20 protein-coding genes, 2 tRNA genes and 3 pseudogenes are annotated in these 20,730 nt (G+C 32.1%); 13 read left to right on the top strand and 12 right to left on the bottom strand.

Annotated features, from left to right (window positions below):
• The first annotated feature begins 8 nt into the window (after nucleotides 1-8).
• Entirely contained in the window at nucleotides 9-824 is an 816-nt protein-coding gene (locus AACL09_RS01340) for a rhodanese-related sulfurtransferase (RefSeq protein ID WP_339048292.1), read from the top strand.
• 876 nt (nucleotides 825-1,700) lie between these two features.
• Here the strand turns inward: AACL09_RS01340 and AACL09_RS06340 are convergent.
• Nucleotides 1,701-1,835: pseudogene (locus tag AACL09_RS06340) on the bottom strand (transposase family protein); the annotation flags it as partial.
• Nucleotides 1,836-2,361: 526 nt separating this feature from the next.
• Nucleotides 2,362-3,717 (bottom strand): phosphomannomutase/phosphoglucomutase, encoded by a 1,356-nt coding sequence (locus tag AACL09_RS01335; protein WP_339048288.1) that lies wholly within the window; start codon nucleotides 3,715-3,717, stop codon nucleotides 2,362-2,364.
• 59 nt (nucleotides 3,718-3,776) lie between these two features.
• Between AACL09_RS01335 and AACL09_RS01330 the strand changes: the two genes are divergently transcribed.
• From AACL09_RS01330 to AACL09_RS01305, 6 genes are all read left to right on the top strand, one after another.
• Entirely contained in the window at nucleotides 3,777-6,563 is a 2,787-nt protein-coding gene (locus AACL09_RS01330; protein ID WP_339048286.1) for a hypothetical protein, read from the top strand.
• Nucleotides 6,564-6,627: 64 nt separating this feature from the next.
• Nucleotides 6,628-7,104, top strand: coding sequence for a single-stranded DNA-binding protein (gene ssb, locus AACL09_RS01325; RefSeq protein WP_339048284.1), 477 nt, complete (start codon nucleotides 6,628-6,630; stop codon nucleotides 7,102-7,104).
• A gap of 2 nt (nucleotides 7,105-7,106) precedes the next feature.
• Nucleotides 7,107-7,838, top strand: a complete 732-nt coding sequence (gene fabG / locus AACL09_RS01320) for a 3-oxoacyl-[acyl-carrier-protein] reductase (protein ID WP_339048282.1) — start codon at nucleotides 7,107-7,109, stop codon at nucleotides 7,836-7,838.
• 22 nt (nucleotides 7,839-7,860) lie between these two features.
• A complete protein-coding gene (tsaE, locus tag AACL09_RS01315) occupies nucleotides 7,861-8,325 on the top strand; it encodes a tRNA (adenosine(37)-N6)-threonylcarbamoyltransferase complex ATPase subunit type 1 TsaE (protein WP_339048280.1) in 465 nt (154 codons plus the stop codon).
• Nucleotides 8,306-8,566 (top strand): hypothetical protein, encoded by a 261-nt coding sequence (locus AACL09_RS01310; protein ID WP_339048278.1) that lies wholly within the window; start codon nucleotides 8,306-8,308, stop codon nucleotides 8,564-8,566. Before tsaE ends, AACL09_RS01310 begins: the two co-directional genes overlap by 20 nt.
• 24 nt (nucleotides 8,567-8,590) lie before the next feature.
• Nucleotides 8,591-8,866 (top strand): hypothetical protein, encoded by a 276-nt coding sequence (locus AACL09_RS01305; protein WP_339048276.1) that lies wholly within the window; start codon nucleotides 8,591-8,593, stop codon nucleotides 8,864-8,866.
• 339 nt (nucleotides 8,867-9,205) lie between these two features.
• Here AACL09_RS01305 and AACL09_RS06335 read toward each other — a convergent pair.
• The 6 genes and pseudogenes from AACL09_RS06335 to AACL09_RS01275 all read right to left on the bottom strand — a co-directional run.
• Nucleotides 9,206-9,427 (bottom strand): annotated as a pseudogene (locus tag AACL09_RS06335) (IS256 family transposase); the annotation flags it as partial.
• A gap of 624 nt (nucleotides 9,428-10,051) precedes the next feature.
• Nucleotides 10,052-10,128: transfer RNA gene (locus tag AACL09_RS01295), tRNA-Ile, on the bottom strand.
• A 12-nt stretch (nucleotides 10,129-10,140) separates the two neighbouring features.
• Nucleotides 10,141-10,389 carry a 50S ribosomal protein L27 gene (rpmA, locus tag AACL09_RS01290; RefSeq protein WP_339048274.1) on the bottom strand — a complete coding sequence of 83 codons (249 nt, stop codon included), beginning with the start codon at nucleotides 10,387-10,389 and terminating at the stop codon, nucleotides 10,141-10,143.
• Between the two features lie 24 nt (nucleotides 10,390-10,413).
• Nucleotides 10,414-10,722 carry a 50S ribosomal protein L21 gene (rplU, locus tag AACL09_RS01285; RefSeq protein WP_339048272.1) on the bottom strand — a complete coding sequence of 103 codons (309 nt, stop codon included), beginning with the start codon at nucleotides 10,720-10,722 and terminating at the stop codon, nucleotides 10,414-10,416.
• Nucleotides 10,723-11,124: 402 nt separating this feature from the next.
• Nucleotides 11,125-14,271, bottom strand: a complete 3,147-nt coding sequence (ileS, locus tag AACL09_RS01280; protein ID WP_339048271.1) for an isoleucine--tRNA ligase — start codon at nucleotides 14,269-14,271, stop codon at nucleotides 11,125-11,127.
• A 79-nt stretch (nucleotides 14,272-14,350) separates the two neighbouring features.
• Nucleotides 14,351-15,358 carry an ankyrin repeat domain-containing protein gene (locus AACL09_RS01275; protein WP_339048270.1) on the bottom strand — a complete coding sequence of 336 codons (1,008 nt, stop codon included), beginning with the start codon at nucleotides 15,356-15,358 and terminating at the stop codon, nucleotides 14,351-14,353.
• A 154-nt stretch (nucleotides 15,359-15,512) separates the two neighbouring features.
• On the opposite strand from AACL09_RS01275, the gene AACL09_RS01270 reads away from it, so the two are divergent.
• The gene (locus AACL09_RS01270; RefSeq protein WP_339048268.1) at nucleotides 15,513-15,809 is read left to right on the top strand and encodes a hypothetical protein; all 297 of its coding nucleotides are present in this window, start codon (nucleotides 15,513-15,515) and stop codon (nucleotides 15,807-15,809) included.
• A 1-nt stretch (nucleotide 15,810) separates the two neighbouring features.
• Here the strand turns inward: AACL09_RS01270 and AACL09_RS01265 are convergent, their stop codons facing one another.
• A complete protein-coding gene (locus AACL09_RS01265; RefSeq protein WP_339048266.1) occupies nucleotides 15,811-16,350 on the bottom strand; it encodes an NADH-quinone oxidoreductase subunit B family protein in 540 nt (179 codons plus the stop codon).
• Nucleotides 16,316-16,672: an NADH-quinone oxidoreductase subunit A gene (gene ndhC / locus AACL09_RS01260; protein ID WP_339048265.1), complete on the bottom strand. Its 357-nt coding sequence runs from the start codon at nucleotides 16,670-16,672 to the stop codon at nucleotides 16,316-16,318. Before ndhC ends, AACL09_RS01265 begins: the two co-directional genes overlap by 35 nt.
• Before the next feature lie 407 nt (nucleotides 16,673-17,079).
• Between ndhC and AACL09_RS01255 the strand changes: the two genes are divergently transcribed.
• From AACL09_RS01255 to AACL09_RS01235, 5 genes and pseudogenes are all read left to right on the top strand, one after another.
• Complete coding sequence (locus tag AACL09_RS01255) at nucleotides 17,080-17,262, top strand: zinc-finger domain-containing protein (protein ID WP_339048263.1); 183 nt, start codon at nucleotides 17,080-17,082, stop codon at nucleotides 17,260-17,262.
• 182 nt (nucleotides 17,263-17,444) lie between these two features.
• Entirely contained in the window at nucleotides 17,445-17,762 is a 318-nt protein-coding gene (gene cutA, locus AACL09_RS01250) for a divalent-cation tolerance protein CutA (RefSeq protein ID WP_339048260.1), read from the top strand.
• A 40-nt stretch (nucleotides 17,763-17,802) separates the two neighbouring features.
• Nucleotides 17,803-17,877: transfer RNA gene (locus AACL09_RS01245), tRNA-Gln, on the top strand.
• Nucleotides 17,878-17,894: 17 nt separating this feature from the next.
• Complete coding sequence (locus AACL09_RS01240; protein WP_339048259.1) at nucleotides 17,895-18,434, top strand: hypothetical protein; 540 nt, start codon at nucleotides 17,895-17,897, stop codon at nucleotides 18,432-18,434.
• An 883-nt stretch (nucleotides 18,435-19,317) separates the two neighbouring features.
• A pseudogene (locus AACL09_RS01235) lies at nucleotides 19,318-19,561 on the top strand (transposase); the annotation flags it as partial.
• A 91-nt stretch (nucleotides 19,562-19,652) separates the two neighbouring features.
• Here the strand turns inward: AACL09_RS01235 and AACL09_RS01230 are convergent.
• A complete protein-coding gene (locus AACL09_RS01230) occupies nucleotides 19,653-19,793 on the bottom strand; it encodes a hypothetical protein (protein WP_339048257.1) in 141 nt (46 codons plus the stop codon).
• A gap of 5 nt (nucleotides 19,794-19,798) precedes the next feature.
• Complete coding sequence (locus AACL09_RS01225) at nucleotides 19,799-20,356, bottom strand: hypothetical protein (RefSeq protein WP_339048255.1); 558 nt, start codon at nucleotides 20,354-20,356, stop codon at nucleotides 19,799-19,801.
• Between the last annotated feature and the right edge of the window lie 374 nt (nucleotides 20,357-20,730).

The raw sequence follows: 20,730 nt of genomic DNA, 5'->3' as shown, positions 1-20,730 counted from the left end.
TTAACAATATGAAATTTGTTATTGCAACATTTTATCGTTTTGTAGAACTTTCTAACTATTATGATATGAAAAATAGGTTAGCAGATTTTTGCAAAAACATAGGTCTAAAAGGTACAATATTATTAGCGGAAGAAGGAATTAATTCTACTATATCAGGAACAAAATCTGCAATTGATGATTTTTTCAGGTTTTTAGATCTTGATGATAGGTTATGCAATCTTAAGTGGCAGAAAACTTACTCAAATTTTCAACCCTTTAGCAAAATGAAAGTAAGGCTAAAAAAAGAAATAGTAACTTTGGGTGTAAGTGACTTATCACCTTCTTTAAAAGGTGAATATGTAGAACCTGATAATTGGGATAATTTTATTTCAAGTCTAGATGTTTATGTCATTGATACAAGAAATGAATACGAAGTAAAGCTTGGTAAATTTAGCAATGCCATTAATCCTAATACACAAAATTTTCGAGATTTTCCTGGATGGGCTAAATCCTGGGCACAGGATAAACCTAAAAATAAAAGCAAAGTAGCAATGTATTGTACTGGTGGTATTAGGTGTGAAAAATCGACTACATATATGAAAAGTCTAGGATTTAAACAAGTCTATCACCTGAAGGGAGGAATTATTAACTATTTAGCAAAAAAGCAGAATAGCAGTAATACCTGGCAAGGTAAGTGTTTTGTCTTTGATGATAGAGTTGCAGTTAACAACTCTTTACTGCCAAGTGATGAAATAAAATGCATATCTTGTGCACAGAAAGTGACAACAGATGAGTTAAAGTCGGTCCCACATGGACAAGTTATTTGCTATCATTGTAAGTATTAATTTATTATCCCAAATTTGGGATTGCTTTCAAGTATATAATAGCTGATGGTAAGTTTGAGGAGATATTAGAGGAAAAGCAGCCATTCAGTATATATATCATATAGTATGAAATATCAGCGTTGGTAGAGAACCAAAGATGTAGTACAAGAGGTATGTAGAAATCAGAGGAAAAATTACATCAAATCATTTCCATATATATGTTTCTATATTTGAGTATAAAGTGCAAATGATTAAGGGAAGAAAACAAAATTTTCCGGAATTGAAGAATGGATTTATGGGCAGCTGGCTATTTTGTAAGGGAAATGTAACTGATCAGATGATAAAATCACTCTAAACGAGAATTGGTAAATTAGCATTCTATGCTTTTCTCATTCTTTGGATTTCTAATCCATAGTGGTTGAATAATTATTATACTATCTACTATTTAATAGTAGATCCCCTGAGAAACGGTATACTAGTAACGAGGTATGAGTTAGGCCAAAGCAAAAAAACCATGCTTCAAGTTCCAGAAATAATATTAAACCTCATATTTTCTGAAAATTACATGTGACATAATTTTAAATATCTTTGAGTCTTATTTTCCACCTAAACGACGCAAGCTATGATCCTTTTGCTCCGGGGTTTTTTACGGTATTTTTTATACTTTCTGCAATTTTTGCCAACCCTAGAATCAGCATATTTTATGCTATCTACTGGTAGAACTGTTTTCGTATCTTAAACACGATGAGATTTTGAAACCTTGTCCGTTTTCTTCATTTCGGTTTTTATGTTTTCTTTCTCTTTTTGCTATCTTTTGGCTGCTGTGTCTGTCACATCTACCAAAATATTTTTTCTGGTTTTGTGATCTTGATTTTTTTCGCTAACCCATTTTTTTTAGCAAATATTTGAATTGTGTAAATTAAACAAATAGCCCAAAAATGGATGCATTATATACGTTCGGTAGTATATTAACACACATAAAATTTTGTCTTCTAGCGTTTTAATGTGATTCCGTCGCCTGTTTTTTAACTTTTTCCCACTAACTATTTCGACTATTTTTTCGCATTCTGCTATCAGCAAATTGACGGAATATATATTTGCCACTTTTTCATAACTTCTGCCAAAACTGCTATTTTATATCTTTCTCTCTCTTTTCATACCTGTTTCCTCATTTTCGCAGGGGGTCTTGAGATCTCTTACAGGTTCTTAGAAGAGCAAAATTTAGAAATATTCAAAAATTTCAAATTCTAGTTTTTATGACAGCGATAGTTCAAAATTTCAAAAGAAAATTACCTTTTTGTATCCCTATTTGCTGTTGCTCAAAAGTAAACCATTTTTGCCTAATCTTAATTATTTATACTATTTTTAATAGTCCGAGGACTTGATCTGACAACAGAAGAATTGAAATACTGATGTTTTTATGCTTGGTAAGCAGTCTTCATTGCTGTTTTTATATAGCATACTTTTTCTTTAAAATTTTTATAGAGATATTAATAATACATAATTTATCATTAATTTAACAAAGCTTAGCATCCTAATTATTAACTTATTTTCATAACTACGACTTATTTAGTAACTTTATCCTTTCAATATATTGATCCAATACGTTTTTTATTTCCTTGAAGTTCTCATTACTTTTGCCTTCACAACGTGCTGTAATATAGTTCTGTGTGTTAGATGCTCTAAGTAATAACCATCCTTTTTCAAAGGTAATTTTTATGCCATCAATACTTGAAAACATAATATTTTTTTGTTCTAATTCTTTTTTTAAAAGATCAATGATCTGAAATTTTTTTTCTTCTTGAACTTCAATTTTGATTTCGGGACTAATGTGTAGCTTAGGTAATTCTCTCATTATGCCATCCAAATTTTTATACTTCTGCAGAATATTAATAAGCTTAACAGCCGCGTACATACCATCATCAAAGCCAATTTCTGCAAAGAAAAAGTGGCCACTAAGTTCTCCGGCGAATTTTGCACTTTCTTTTATCATCATTTTTTTAATAATAGAATGGCCAGTAGCACATGTTATTGCTATTCCACCTAACTTTGAAATGAGGTCAAAAACTTTCATACTGATTTTTATATCAATAATAACTTTATCGCCTTTGGTCAGTATTTCCTTTACAAATATCATAAAAAGGTAGTCATTAGGAACAATATGATCTTCACTATCTACTATACAAACCCTATCACCATCGCCATCTAAGGCGATACCAATATCACATTGATGCTCTCTTATAGTATTGATTAGTTTATTGAGATTCTGCTGCTCAATAGGATCAGGATTACAAGAGCCATCTATTGTGTTATTAATTGTAATGTGTTCATGATTGGGCAAAATTTTTTGAATATACCTAATAACACTACTTGTTGCTCCATTAGAACAGTTCCATGCTATTTTAAGCTTTTTCTTACTTCCTACATCTTTATCTGCATTCTTCAGTATTTCTATATATTGAGTATATATATTACAATTAAGCACAGTATAATTACTTATACTATTTTCAGCATCAACACTCATAAACGTAGTTATTTCTTTTTCACTAAATACTATCTTGTTGCTATAAAATTTAAATCCATTGTACTGTGCAGGGTTGTGAGATGCAGTAATCATTATGCCGCCATCTGCATTGGTAAGTTGAGTAGCAAAATATAGCATTGGAGAAGAACACAGCCCAACTCTTATAACGTTTGCTCCAGAAAAACATAGCCCTTCAATTACTTTTTTCTCTATTTGAGGCGAGTGTACTCTGCCATCATAACCAACACAAATCTTAGCATTAGTGCCTAAAAATTGGGCGAATTTTTTCCCTATCTCATAACCATCTTCAACTTTGAGGTTTTGCCCAATTATTCCTCTAATATCATATTTTTTTATTATTGAGGTGTCTATTTTTGCAGTCAAGATCATTAACTTATTGACATAAATTATTAATTTATAAAATATAACATTTTTATTAAGAATTGAATATGGGTATATTAAAATATTTTAAAAAGCAATCTGAAAATCAATTTCAAATTAACAGTAGTATAAATACAGTAGAGAAAAATAATGTTATATATACTGCATACTATAAAGATATGGGTGATGGGTACAGCAGCGTTGAATGCACAATTACTACTCCTTTTAATAGTCAAGAGCACTCTTTCAGCATAGATGCAAAAATACCAAACAAACTAATAAAAGATGATAAGCCAGTTATCCTGCCAATTAATGATGGAGAAAAAGATTTCGTTTTTTTTGCCTTTCCTGAAGAACAAAAAAAACTCTCTGTAACATCGTATACTCGATACCAAGTTGATTTAAAATCAAATTCTATTAATGCTATACCTCACGGCACAAAAATGTCTTTATCAAACAATGCAAAACTTTCTCACTCTAGTAATAAGTACCATAGTTATAGCAAGTCGAAAGCCATGGAGTTGCCAAATGGTGATATCATAGTTGCTGCAGTAGATTCAAATTCTGAAGGACAATACGTTACTGCATGGCTTTTGGAAAAGGGACAAGATTTAGAATTTAGCGTTAATGAAGGATCAAATAAAGTTACCAATAGACTATTGTTCAAAGTAGATGAAAATATGGGAAGCAGTTTTCAACTTTTGCCATCAAATCAAAACGATAATGTAGGAAAGATAATTTATTCAGATTCAACTTCTTTATTTTCCTTAGATATCACTAAGTCAATGATTGATAATATCAGAGAGGGAAAATACGTAAATAATGAAGATGAAGAATGTTTATTTGCAGTAGGTAAAGAGCGCTGCGGTCAATTTGATAAAAAAATATCAACTCCATTTTTAACCAGTAAAGGTATAAGCAATTTAAGTGCAGTAAATACTGAGAATGGAGCAGTAGTTGCTTTTCTTGAGGATCAGCAGCAGTTATGCATTGCAAAGTTAACAGATAAAAAGGGAAAGAAACAAATAGTTCATAATTATAAAGTGAAAATAAAATTACTACAGCTGAGTGTTGTTGGTGAGAATGATATTATAGTATCAGCAGCGGATGAGAAAAACATTACTCAAAGTACAATTAATTCAGAAAATTTAAATGTGGTTACTACACGAGACTTTCCAACTGATGGGATAAGAACTTTGGGTGATTTTGTAGATATTGTTTATAATAACCCGTTAAAGCTTACAACATCTTTTCCATATACAACTTTTTTAAGTTCAGATGCATCTCAAATAAGCTCTAGTACAGTACCTGTAACTACTCCTTTATCTACAGCTACTACCGAAGAAATAACTACAAAAGAAAGTACAACTACTATAGAAGGTGATACAACAAGTGCTGCAACTACAGAGGTCACAGCTCAACGCATTACTACAAAACCAAAAACTACCAAACATACTACTGTCACAACTACTGCATCTACTACACAACCAACTACGACAACTTTTCCTCAAACCACTACTTCAACAGAGAGGGCTACAACTACTGCTAAAACAACAGCAGAAACTAGTACCGCACAACATACCACTGCAGGTCAAAGTACAACAGTCACTACTATATCTACTACACAACCACCTAAAATTACTACCCCAGCAGAAGAAACTACTATCAGCACTAATCCAACTACTAGTCAGACTGCAAAGGTAATTTCGCATACAATTTCTTCAAGTTCAGATGCACCTAAAATAAGCTCTAGTACGGTATCAACAACTACTCCTTTAGCTACTGAAGAAATAACTACAAGAGGAAGTACGACTACTGTAGAAAAGGATACAACAAATGCTGCAACTACGGATGTAACTACTGCATCTACTACACAGCCAACTACAACAGAGGGAGCTACAACTACTGCTAAAACAACAGTAAAAACTAGTACTGTACAACATACAACTGCAGATCAAAGCACAACAGTAACTATTATTCCTACTGTACAATCATCTAAATTTACTACTTCAACGGAAAAAATTACTGTCAAGCCGACTACCAATCAAGTCAACGAAACAACAGCTAGTACAACAAAACCAACTACTAAACCTACAAAGGCTACTGCAAAAAGCACTGTAAAATCAACAAACAACTATACAACAAGCTCTAAGCAAGGCAGTACAACTGTTATAAGCACTAATTTCCCTCAAAGCACAACTACAGAAATGCAAAGCACAGCAGCCTTAGGATTCACTACTTTAGCTTCAACAATAGGAAGTGCAATGGTAACAATTTTAGGATCAGTTACACAAAATGCTACAAATATGCTTACTACAGGTAATCCAATGATAACAGGTAGTTCATCTGATTCCAATCAAACAGATGTATCATCAAATTATGAAGAAAAGTTGTTAAGTACTGCACAGGTTAGTACAATCGTTTTTGGTTCTATAGCAGTAATAGGGGGAATGTCTTATCTTATATATAGAAATTGTTGCCGCAGTAATATGCGACTGCCAAGTGAATATACGGATGATGTGGGACTTTGGCAACGTTTAAGACGTTATTTTAGAAGCTGCTTTAATGGACAAGAACAAACTATACATGCACTTCAATTAGAGCCACTAGATGGAGATAATGCTAACCGGGTAGATAGTAACGAAGATGAAATTGTAGTATATCAAAAAGGCATATCAAGTTCAAGTGACAATCTTCTACCAGATCAAGATCAAAATAGTAATGATGGAGTAAGTAACAGTGCTTCTACTGTAGAAAAAGGTAAAACTAGTGTAAATTCAGAATTAGGTAGTACTGAAGTTAGCAATGGTGCAGGACAAAATTGTAATGCTAAAGATCGTGAATCAGCAGTGTAATATAACTTGTAAAAACAAAAGAACTATTTTAGAGTAATATATTAATTAAATTAATGTTTTAAAGATGTCGAGTGGTAGTGTTAATAAAGTGATTTTAGTTGGTAATCTTGGTAAAGATCCAGATATAAGAGCAATGCAAAATGGCAAGGAAATGGCAACGTTTTCACTTGCTACTTCTGAAAGTTGGTTCGACAAGGCGTCTGGTATGCGTTCTGAGAAAACAGAATGGCACAATATTGTTGTGTTTAGCGAAGGACTGGTAAAAATTGTAAAAGATTTCGTACGCAAAGGCAGTAAAGTCTATATTGAAGGTTCCCTAAGAACTAGAAAATGGGTGGATCAAAATAATAATGATAAGTATACCACAGATGTAGTGCTGCAAAATTTTAGCAGTGCTTTAACTCTTTTAGATTCTAAAAATGCCACAAGCGCTGAATATACAAACAGTGAACGTAAAGATTATAAGGCCAGTGGCGAATATAAAAATCACAGTAAAGAAGACGAATTTGAAGGAATTATTGATGATGAAATACCATTTTAACTATGTTTAATCTAGAAGGTAAGAAATTCTTAGTTACAGGTGCATCGGGAGGAATAGGACAAGCTATTACGGATGTACTACATGAGGCTAGAGCTACTTTATGCATTTCTGGAACAAGAAAAGAAATTCTAGAAAAAATGGTAGAAGGCAAAAATAATATGTACTCACTGCAATGCGACCTAACGAAGAATGAGGAAGTAGACAGTTTAGTTGATAAAGCTAATGATCTAATGGCAGGTTTTGATGGCATTGTATGTAACGCCGGAGTAACACAAGATAGCTTACTACTTAGAATGACAGATGAAGCATGGGATAAGGTTATTAGCATAAATCTTACCTCAACTTTTAAATTAAACAAGAAGGCATGTAGTAAAATGCTCAAAAATGGCTGGGGAAGAATAATCAATATTTCTTCCATAGTTGGTTTTACAGGTAACCCAGGGCAGGCAAATTATGCTGCATCTAAAGCAGGAATGGTTGCTATGAGTAAGTGTATTGCAAAGGAATTTGCAGGCCGCAATATAACAGTGAACTGTATTGCACCAGGTTTTATAGAAACATCAATGACTTCTTCTCTTTCACAAGAACAACAAAACAATATAATGAGCAATATTCCTCTAAAAAGAATGGGTATTCCAAAAGAAGTAGCATCGGGAGTTTTATTTCTAGCAAGTGATGAAGCTAGTTACATTACTGGTCAAACCCTTCATATAAATGGGGGATTATTAATGTAATGATCAGTATTCATTATATATAATGATGCATATTGAGAAACATGAAGCTGTTGATGTTGGTTATGTTGAATTATTAGCAAAAAAAATTGCTAAAGTTGTAAAGCCTCCATATGTTATTGCTCTGTATGGAGATTTGGGAGTTGGAAAAACTGCTTTTGCTAAGTTTTTTATAAACACTTTGTTGCCTGATGAGGTAGTGTCTAGCCCTACTTTTAATATCATAAGTCGTTATGATGCTTATGATTTTACTATCTGGCATTTAGATTTATATAGAATAAAAGGTCTGAATGAGCTATATGATATTGGTATAGAAGAGGTGTTGAGTTCAGGTATTGCTATTGTTGAGTGGCCAGAATTAATAAAAAAGTTAACTATACCTGATATAGAAATCAATATTAACTATAATGATGATAAGGATGATTTGCGTGATATAATAATACAAACTAAATCTGAGAAAAGGAGGAGTTGTGTCACAAATATTAGATGATCTGAAGAAAGGTTTTAAAGCCGTTGATGAGTTTTACACCAACAAAATAAGAGAGCCTGTTGTAAATCTTATAAAATCATGTAATAAAGTTTTTAAGCTGGCTAAGCACAATGACACTTCACATGACGATAATGAGCATATGATAAAAACAGCTTTTGAGCAAAATGAATCTACATTCAATCAGGTTTCTGCAGCAGAAGATTTAACTGGAACAAGCATAAACGATACTGACATACTATAATCTAGATAATTTATACTACAAATAATGATAAAATGGATAATACTTTTAATAATAATAGCTATTGTAATTGGGGCTGGTTGTAAGTGGTTTTATGAATGGTTGAGTCAGAGTTATTTTTCAGATGATACTAAACTTAAAGATGTTAGCTCTGTAAATGACAAGCCTTCCTTAGATGTAAGAGATAAAAAATTTAATAATAAAAAGGACTTAGGTAAAATTCCATATGATAAAAAGAATGAGCTAGACGTAAAATCAGTTAAATCTGTGTTGAAAAATACAAAAAAAGGGAAGCATTTATAAGTACATTTGATTTTATAGTCTAAAATGTAAAAGATAAAACTTAAACTGATAAAAAAATTAAAAACTAATATCAAGTTTAAGATTTTTCTAAAAAGCTTGCTATCAATGGCAGTCTGTATAGCCATATTATTAGAATGAGGGCTTGCTTCATTATAAGAATATGGCTAAACTGTAGAAGACAAGACTTAATCTGACAATGATGAATTAACTGACAGAAGAATCGACGTAGTCAAAACTAAAATCAGAATCCTGTTTAATGCTACTAATATTTTTCTGAAAAGCAATATATCAAGAAAAGTTTGTATTGGCGTTTTATCAGAGAGTATTCAACAAACTGTGTCAAAAACTCAACTGAATTTTTAATCTATTAGGAAAGAAAATATCAAAAAGCCCAATTTGGTACAGTCCAATTTTGCTCTATTTTTTTATAGCACAGAAGGCATTTGTACTGGTAAATTGGTTTTTTCCTGATTTGTCGGTGTAACCCCTCAATAGGATTGGTAGTAGCCGCCTAATCGGATTTGAATACTTTAAATAGCCAGTTTCCCAATTATTTTGCCACTACATTCCCATTTTTCTTCCAGCTCAAATTTTCAGCGATTTCTCTATTTGAAGCTTTTCTTCAAATCATTCATTTTGCCGGATACATATTTTACTTATCTCATATATTTCTGCGTTGGTTGTTTATGGCTGTAGGAAAATACATAATTTGAGATCATTCATAACCAGCCAAATAAAAACCTCTTTTTTTGATCTATGCCGAATTTGCTTACTTTGAAAAATCATACAAATTATTGGCACTCATTGGTAATAATTTATCGGTAATATTGCTGCTGCTTATGGTCGTTTCGATATTTATAACTTTGCAAACATTTCAAGTTCATGGTGTAAATTAGTTTGTCTTTTTTTGTGGCTCAAGTCTCTATCTTCAAATGAGTCTGTATCTGTATTTTGAACTTTTCTACGATTTCATTCTCATTTATTTTCTTTCTAAACTAGCCTCTAGTAACTTTTTGATTAGCAGTTCCTCCTTTTCCAGTTAGTTTCTCGGATGGACGATAATATATTAACTCTTTATTAATCCACTGTTTTTATTCGATGTTTTTTCGTTCATTCCTCCTTTTTTATATTATTTATATTCGGCTTGACATGGTTTGTTGAACGTTCTCCAACATGATTAATTATTGGTGGGCCTGGGAAGAGTTGAACCTCCGACCTCACGCTTATCAGGCGTGCACTCTAACCACCTGAGCTACAGGCCCTTTATATCTGCCTCAAGCAGCTACTATATCAATAAAAACTCTTTTGTTTCTTCCTCTTCTAAACTGAACATAACCAGCTACCTTAGAAAAGATTGTATGATCCTTGCCCATGCCAACGTTATTACCAGGATGATATTTTGTACCCCTTTGCCTTACTATTATATTCCCCGGGATTACTTTACCATTTTTTTTAATGCCTAGCCTTCTTCCTGCCGAATCTCTACCGTTACACGAACTACCGCCTGATTTTTTCGTTGCCATATATCATTTCTCCATACATTTTGATTATTCTTTTATATCAATGCTTGTAATACGCAGGACAGTAAGATATTGCCTGTGACCTTTTTTTCTTCTGTAATTCTTACGTCTTCTTTTTTTAAAAATTATAACTTTTTCTCCTCTACACTGCTCGAGAACTTGGGCCTTAACTACAGCATTAATTGAGTTAAATACTGGACTAGATTGACCATTCACAAAAAGAACATTATCAATTGATATCTCGGCATCTTGGTCAGTTTTTAATTTTTCTACTCTAATTATATCACCTTCTTTAACAGTGTATTGCTTTCCACCAGTTTCTATAACGGCAAACATTGATAAATCTATAATAACTTCTAGAGCTTAACTTTAATTAATATATGTCCATCTGTCAATAGATCATTATGACTTAGCATTGCAATTTTATAAGGATTTTTTAAGAAAATTATAAATTAAGATACTGAAATTAGGTGCTTAACTATAAGGACATAAAATTACTGCCAGATAAACATTTTAGCTATGTTTTGAAGGTCTTCATAATAATAAGCTACTGCATGCAGTAGCTTATTATTTAAAATTATATCAGTTCATGTGCACTATAAAATAATCGACGAAAACGTTTTGGTTTAAGATTTAATTTAATCGCTGCTATTCACAATTTTGAGCTCCCACATGAATTTTGAAAGAAATCTATTGACTGCAACAGTCACTACTACATCATTTAAAGTCATATGCGGATTAATTAAGACATATTTGCAAAACTAAATCCTGATTTTCTACTGAATGAGTGATATAGTTTTTACTTTTATCTAACTCTGCATTCACTGATAAATGTGTCGATAAAGTTTGGTCTTTTATATATTCTCCCCACTCTTTTATTGCATTTTTGAAATTATCATTATTTGTCTTTACAATAACTTCAATACGGTCAGATATATGCAGATTTGCTTGTTTTCTTGTTTCTTGAATCAACCTTACTAAATCTCTAGCAAATCCTTCTATGATTAATTCTTCACTTAAATTTGTATCTAGTATTGTTACTCCCTTGTTATCATCAAATACACAAGAAAAAATGTTATCTGTCTGCAAAAGTAGCTCATATTCTTCTTTTTCTAATATATGGTAATTATCTCCATCATTACGTATAAGTAACTGCCCTTTTCTAAGTTGATCCCACTTTCCTTGCTTTACATATTGCATTAGATCCTTTATTTTATCTGGCATTCTCTTTCCTAATAAAGGAAAGTTTAGTTTTAATTTTACTGACGCTATTTCTTCTACATTATTTACCATTTCAAGGGTTTTAACATTAACTTCGCTTTTAATTATCTCTTGATATTCATCAGACAAATTACTTAAGTTTTTGTGATATATTGTTATTTTACTCAAAGGCTGACGAATGCGTATTTTATGAGTGTTACGTATCGAAAGAGCAGAGTTGCATATATCTTGCACTAAGTCCATCTCTGTTATGAGTTTCTTATCAAAATTTTTACTTTCAGGAAAATTAGTTAAATGAATAGATTGCTCTTCAAACTTGAGCCCTTGCCATATAGCCTCTGCAATAAGTGGCAAAAGCGGTGATGCAGCACGCAGTATATAGTAAAGCACAGTATATAAAGCATTATAAGCATCAATTTTATCTTGATCTATCTCATTTTTCCAAAAGCGACTGCGGCTCCTACGTATGTACCAATTATTCAGCACTTCAAAAAAATCTGTAATTGCCTTACATGCATTTTGTGCATCATATGAGTCCATTGAATTTTTTATAATTGCAACAGCTTCAAAGCATTTAGCAATTATGTAATGATCAACAGTAGCTTTAAACTCCTCACATATTTTAGCTTTTACCCCGTCAACGTTTGCATACATAACAAAAAAATGATAGCTGTTCCATATAGGCTTTATCACTCCTTTAAGGACATCTTTCATCATATTTCCTTCTTTATCTAGAAGTAAATTTCCACCGCAGACGATTGGGCTGGAGAGCATAAGAAAGCGTAAGGGATCTGAGCCGTATTTATTAAATACTTGCATAGGATCAGCGTAATTATTAAGGCGCTTAGATAATTTTTGTCCTTGGATATCAAGAACAACTCCATGACATATGCAATTCTTAAATGGTGAACGGTCAAACAGTGCAGTGGATAAAACAAATAAAGTGTAAAACCATCCCCTGGTTTGTGCTACATACTCGGTGATGAAATCTGCAGACTGCTTATTTTCAAATGGATCTTGTGCAAAAGGCATAGAGCCTGATTCAAACCAACAATCAAAGATGTCAGGAACACGACGCATTGTTGATTTACCAGTTGGGTCGTCAGGATTTGGACGCACAAGACTATCAATAAATGGCAGATGCAGATCTTCTATTTTGGTGCTAAAATCTTTTTCTAGTTCCGCAATTGAGCCATAAACATCTATTCGCGGATATTTAGGATCATCTGATTTCCATACTGGTATTGGTGTTCCCCAAAAACGATTACGTGAGATAGACCAATCATGAGCGCCTTCCAACCACTTGCCAAATTGCCCATCTCTCACATGTTGTGGTACCCAATTGACACTTTGATTTAATTCTACCATTCTATCTTTGAATTGAGTCACAGCAACGTACCATGAAGGCATGGCACGATATATTAAAGGAGTATCTGTACGCCAGCAATGCGGATAATTATGCACATATTGTTCTGTCTTAAACCACAAATCTTTTTCTTTCAATTTTTTAATTATTATGTCATTTGTATCAAATACATGCATGCCAGCTAGATCTGAAACAGCTGCAGTAAATTTACCACCACTATCTATAGGGCAGATAGCTTCTATATTATGTTGCTGACAAAGAAAAAAGTCATCTTCACCAAACCCTGGTGCTGTGTGTACAATGCCTGTGCCATCTTCTTCTGTTACATAATCTGCAGTTAAAACACGGAATGCATTTTTTATATCTTTAAAGTAGTCAAACAGTGGTTTATAGGAAAGATGAGCTAAATCTTCTGCTCTAAATTTTATATTACATATTGAATAAGTAATATTGCTCTGCTGACAATGATCTGTAAATTTCTGCATATAACTTTTGGCAAAAATATATAATTCATTGTCCACGATTGCGCTTAAATACTCTATATCTTTGCCTATTGCTAAAGCTAAATTGCTCGGCAAAGTCCACGGAGTTGTAGTCCAAGCAAGTAATTTACATTTGCTGATATTGCTAGCAACAGACTCAGGTTTTTCTGATAATTCGAAGGCAACTGTTACTGATTTGCTAACTTTTTGTCTATAGGCATTGTCTATTCTTGTTTCGAAATTAGATAGTGGAGTTTCACATGCCCAGCTATAAGGAACAACTCTGATTGACTCATATATCAAACCTTTATCGTAAAGTTGCTTAAAAGCCCAAATTACTGATTCCATAAATGACTTGTCCATAGTCTTATAGTCATTATGAAAATCAACCCAACGAGCTTGTCTATTTACGTATCTCTCCCACTCTGCAGCATATTTCATCACAGAAGATCGACAATGATTGTTAAATTTTTCAACGCCAAACTTCTCTATTGCTACTCTGCCAGATATACCAAGCTCTTTTTCAGCTCCCATCTCTGCTGGTAGTCCGTGGCAATCCCAACCAAACCTTCTTTCTACTCTCTTTCCTTGCATTGTTTGATATCTAGCAAACGCATCTTTTATAAAGCCTGTAAGCAGATGACCATAGTGGGGCAGACCATTAGCAAACGGGGGACCGTCATAAAAAACAAAACAGTTGCTTTTAGGTCGGTTTTCAATTGATTGCCTAAAGGTTTTATTTTTATCCCAAAAATCTAAAATTTCTTCTTCTATAGCGACAAAATCTGGATTGCCATCAACTTCTTTATATTTCATAGCTATTTTTTAAGTACTATTACTTAAAGAGTACGTTATTTTCTTTTTTTGACAAGGAAGAGTATCTTTAAAGAAATTGCTATATAGAACGGCTTTTCCCTACTGGATTGGACAATGTTGGACTTTGCATAACATTACCTTTTACTTCTTCTTGTATCGTTACCTTCTTCATTTTCTGTATTTTTGCTTCTATTGCTTGTGGATCTGAATTAAAAATTTCTTTATCGATAGTAGCGAGATATTCAAGATCACGATTCGCTATGTGACTAAGATTAAGATATGCTTTTGATGATAAAAACTCTAACCTTTCTTGTTCACTTAAATGAAGTATATCAATGGGTGTTTGCCCATTTTTATTCTTAATTTCTAAACTTGCTCCTTTTTCTAGTAATTGAGCTATAAATTTTTCATCTCTTCTTGCGCAGGCAATGTGAAGAGCAATATCACCATATATGGTCTTATCATCAATATGCTTTTTAATATCCTTGTGATTTAATACTTCATCAACTATGCGCCTTTGCACGTCATGGCCTTTAAGTAACAAAAAATGTAAAGCATTCTTATTATCTTTGTCACAGATAAATGGATTAGCATCAAATTCACGTAGTAATATTAATGAAGCTTCTGGAGTGATAGCCTTACCATAAGAAATATCCCATAACAACTCAGTATTTCCATACATACCAGGAGAATGTTTCTTATTAAAATCAAACCCCTTTTTATAGATAAAGCGCATTATATTGCGATAAACTTCATTTTGATCAGTAGTGCTATTTGGACTGTGTAAATGATCAATTACACTTTCTAGTATACCATACCTAGTACTTTCAGTGAACGCAGTTACTGGTTCATTGACTTCACAAAATTCCTCAATATCTTGTAAAGTAACATTAGATGTAATTTCTAACTTTCCAAAATTGCCTAAACTTATACTAGATTTCCCACTTTGCATTCTTACAGTTTTTACATATGTTGGGGGAAGAGATAACCAGTTTTTTATTTTATTCCAGACTCTACGAAAAAAATTAGCAATTCTTTTAAATAGTGAAGGTTGCTGAATTTTAGTGTTACTACTTGCCCCTTTCATATGTCCCCCTAATCAACTTAAATAATTATATATTATACTAAACTCTTAGTAAAGATTAGTTGCATCTTACATTATTCCATTTTTGCTGCTATTATTAAAGGCTACATCTAAGGGGGTAAAAATGATTAATGAAATAACAAAAGCATAATTAGGAATGGGTGCATCACTTTTTTTTATAATTGGTGGAATAGCTGGAATAGTTGTATCTGACAAATTTCCTTCTAGGGATAATAAAATCAATTTTGGTGGAATATCATTTTTCACATTAGCTTTTGCCTTAATAGGATTATTTAACTTTACTTACAGATTCAAAACTGCAAAAGATGAGAAAAACAGAATAGAAAATACACGTGACAATAGTTTGAATGAACCGAAAACAGAGCTTTCAACTATTTTAGCAAATAGAGCTGTACAAGTACTAAGTTATCAAAGTGTGGAAGATACAAAGTAAATCACCGTTTGATTATTATTTTACTACGGTTAATTTTGCGTTGCAGACATAGCATGCCGTAGAGAAGAGCTTCAGCAGTTGGCGGGCATCCAGGAACATATATATCAACAGGAACAATACGGTCACAACCTCGTACTACCGAATAAGAATAATGATAGTAACCACCACCGTTAGCACAGCTACCCATAGATACAACATAACGTGGCTCAGGCATTTGATCATATACTTTACGCAATGCTGGAGCCATCTTATTAGTGAGTGTACCAGCAACAATCATAACATCAGCTTGCCTTGGGCTTGCACGAAACATTATCCCATATCTATCAAAGTCATATCGACTGCTCGCAGTATGCATCATTTCAACTGCACAACATGCAAGGCCAAAGGTCATAGGCCATAATGAACCAGATCTTGCCCAATTTGTAATATAATCAACTAAATTACCAAATTTGGTAACTATAAATCCTTTATTATTATAATCGTCCCAAATACCGTCAGGTGTAGTGTTACTCCCATTCCAAGGCGCCCTTATTCCATTCATATATAAAACCGACAGTAAGTATTAATAAAAATATTACCATAGACCAAAAACCTACGCTCCCTATTTTAGCAAGAGATACGGCCCATGGGAATAAAAAAGCAATTTCTAAGTCAAATATTATAAACAATATCGTAACTAGATAAAACCTTACATCAAATGTCTTTCTTGCACTTGATAATTGATTGAATCCGCATTCATAAGAAGATAATTTTTCACTATCAGGTTTGTATGCTGCAAAAAACATAGGTAAGGTAGCTAAAAGTACAGATACGAGTACAACTACCCCTAGAAAAACCATTATTGTAAAATAATCACTTATCATTGCCTTGGCTATACACGGTATGAAACTTAATCTTAAATTGTATTTAAAAAGGTTGTCAATAGACATCTTGCAAAATGGGTAAAAAATGAAAATGTAGTATAGAACCATGCATTTAAGTGTATGAAATATAAACAAAGATAAGATAATTAATTTTTTAAATAATATAAATAAGAGAGAACAATATAAGTTATAGAAACGTAAAAAACACTGGATTAGACTTTAAAAAAGTAAACAATAAATGACAAACAAAGATGTCAGAGCAAAAAATAACCAAGAGAGGACTAGATAAATAACCTTAATGCTTATTTGGACCATATCAAACAAGACTTCGTAAACTTATAGAAAACTTCTATAAGTTATATCTTAATATGCTATAGTAGCAAAAGTGCATTTATACTTAGAATAATATGTATCAACTAAAGGTAAAACATAAAAAAATCTGTTGTGACGGTACTAACGAAATAGGAATAGATGAAGGTTTAGGCCATCCTCTTATTTATTTAGATATGGGGAATGAAGACAGCATAACTTGCCCTTATTGTAGCAAAGTTTTTACTTATAGCTGTGTAGAAGATGGTGTTTTAAATTAAAAAGTCTATCTTCAGCGGATTATAGAAGATGCATATAAAAGCACTATAGATATAGCACTTAAATATTACTCAATTTAAAAAAGGTGTATTACTAATTATATAAATCTTACAGATGTGATGCGATTTTACTTGATGAGAGTAATTAAAGTTAATAAAATTAAGCTATATTTTATCATAATTCAATGGATAGTTTAACATTAATTTATATAACTATCGGTAGTTATGAAGGTGCAAAGAAGATTGTTGAAGAGTTACTTAAAGAAAAATTAGTTGCATGTGCAAATATTTTTCGCAATGTTACATCAATGTATCTATGGCAAGGAGAGGTTTATAGTAAAGATGAAGTTATAGTAATAGTGAAGAGTTTAAGTACTTTAGCTCATGATGTAATTGCAAAAATTAAAAGTATTCATCCTTATGAAATTCCTGGTATCATTGCAATACCTACAGATAAAGTTGATAATGATTTCTATACATGGGTTTGTGAGTGCATAAATTGACATTTACATTATTGGTATATTAACTCTTTTTTCCTATAATTGGGGTGTAGCCAAGTGGTAAGGCAACGGTTTTTGATACCGTCATGCGGAGGTTCGAATCCTCCCACCCCAGCCATTAAAGTAGGGAATTTGATGCTATTTTTTTATCGATTTAGAATTTTAAGTTATGCATTAGCCAATATAAAAAATCTAATTGTAAGAGTGTTTTTATTTGGTATTTATGCTTATGCTTGTGGAGCTATACTATTATTTCTCAGTGGTGACTCCGATATATCGTTAGGTTCAGTTAAACATATACTTTGCTACTTATATAAGTATATGAAGTTTTGTTACTATAACTGGAATAATCTAAGTTATGGTTTAGTAATAAGGCTAATAGTATCTTTAATACTTCCTTACTTTATTTATAAGACACTTGCTAGCATAAAGTGGAAGTATTTTTTAAGAAGATTAATAATTAGGATAATAGCGGTCATCAGAAAGAAAAGAGAAGATACTTTAAAAGAGAATCAACCTGAAAAAGGAGCTCAAAATAACTATCAAGATAAAGTTAATGCAATAAAAAACATACTAATGCATGATATTGAAAAGACTATAGATAAAAGATTGTATGACATATTTATTGCTAAACGCAAACCAGAATATAAAGATTCTAGCAAAAATATAGAATAATTTTAGCTAATTATATATATTAAACAGGACGGACTGTTAAAAAAGTATAAATAGCTAAGATTAGGTAGTGTCGACAATAAAAATGATAATAGAATAATATTTCTTTTAAAAAGTGAGAGAAGCAACAGACTTCTTTCGAAACTAGCTTATGAGCGGAGAATCGGAGTGTATTATGAGGATTCAAGCACCGACACAATTGTCCGCAGAATTCGAAAGAAGTCTGTTGAAGGAGCTGAGAAATATTGTAACAGATTATAAATCTGCAAATTCAACCCAATTTTTGGCTTCAATATTTATTCTTAGCATTTATAAATTTCATTATGTAAAAAGTAATTTTCATGAAGGATTTAATCAATTTATAAATTAACAAACATAGTATTTTATGTAGTTAGGTGCTCGCCTTCAGCCTTAGTATTTCAGTATTAGGTCTACTTTAGTTTATTTATAAACACACAGTACGTTTGATTTAAAGTATCATGTAGTATTTTGTACTAAATACAGATATTTACAGGTGAAATAGCAGTAGAGAGATTATCAGAGAAACATGTGTTACAAATTACTAGATATTGTAACTTACATATTCTATGCCGCCCACTATCCAAGTTAATACAATATATCAAACCAAGAATTTGAACACTTAAGAAAAAGATATTGGGGCCAGCACCTTTGGGCAATTTGCTGTTACTGTTGGTAATGTAAATTCTACAGATGTACAGAAATATATTGAAAGTTCATAATAAACATTTAACATCTCTGAATTTTTAATCTGCTTTATAAGCGTTACCACCAGCTCTAGCTGGTTGTAATTGATGAATGATTTGAAGAAAAGCTTCAAATAGAGAAATCGCTAAAAATTTGAGCTGGAAGAAAAATGGGAATGTAGTGGCAAAATAATTGGGAAACTGGCTATTTTAAGTACTCAGATCCTGTTAGGCGGATAGTTTACACTACCAATCCCATAGAGGGACTGCACAGGCAAATCAGGAAAAAACCAATTTACCAGTACAAATGCCTTGTACAAGCAATTATACTGTGCTATAAAAAAGATAGAGCAAAATTGGGCTTTAACCATCTCTCAACTTAATATTTTCTTTCCTAATAGATTAAAAATTCAGTTGAGTTTTTGACACAGTTTGTTGAATACTCCCTTTTTAAAACTGATCAATGTCTTCATTACTGAGATTCTCCTCTTCAACTAGTTGACAAAGTTAAGTATTCTTATCCTTTTGCAATAGAATTTAAGATTTTCTGTGTACTTATTTCTTTTAAAGTACTGACTGGTCCATCTAGCTTAGGTAAGCTCATATAAGATTCAAGATTCGCACCTAATTTTGATTTTATTTTTTGTATATCTAGCAATTTCTTTATGTTATGGCTATAAAAAGAAGTTCGCACATTACAATCTTCTCTTCTATATCATTATCGCTCATTGGCGTTTTTGAAGCAAGCCTATGTAATTCGTTGTCTTCATAATAGGGACGGGGTATTACATTAGGCGTTGTATTACTGTTCCAATTAAAAATAGGTGAATTAGCAGGTCTGTTAATATCATACTGAGGATTAAGACAATAGAAACTTCTTCTTTGTTCTTCTGATAGGCCCATAAACTTATTAAACATGTACTTTGGACTTTTACTTTCTTCTTTTTTCTCACGTTCTTCTGATGTACATTCATAAGCAGGTTTAATTAAATTTAAATTAAAAAAATCTGGTTTAACCCCTAAACTCGGTAAATCAAGCTTAATTGGTTCAACTTTAAACTTTGTTAAATTTAACCTAGTAATATACTTAGTTAAATCAACCTCTAAACCTAAATTACTTAACTCATAAGTATTATCACAAATACTACTAAACTCTTGATATAGTTCCTTAAATTGTTCTAACTTGCTAGCACTATGATTATCATTTAAAACAATATTCACTTTTTTTGAAGTAAAACCTCCAAATTAAAGATTGGTGATAATATAGTAAAAGTTAAAGAAATAGAAAGGAAAAGGAATTACACGAATGTAATTGGAGAAGGTGTAACAATTTCTTTTCCTACTAAAGTAGGGATCATTAAAATTCACTTATATCCTGACGAAACAGATAGTAACAAGGTTAAGGTAAAACTTGATAAGAAAAATCAAAACAAAATTGATAAACTGACAGACAAAAGTATCTTTAATAAAAGCTTCTTTTTAGGAGGAAAGAATGTTATAGATGCTATAAAAGATGGAAGTTTTGAAGTAGATGGTAATGTGCACACACAATCAGTAGAAACCGCAGAACAACTAAGCAGTGTTGGCAGGAAGAG

The organism is Candidatus Mesenet endosymbiont of Phosphuga atrata (assembly GCF_964020175.1).
Taxonomy (GTDB): Bacteria; Pseudomonadota; Alphaproteobacteria; order Rickettsiales; family Anaplasmataceae; genus Mesenet.
The sequence above is the reverse complement of the archived record's forward strand: the minus strand, read 5'-3'. Positions and strand labels throughout refer to the sequence as shown.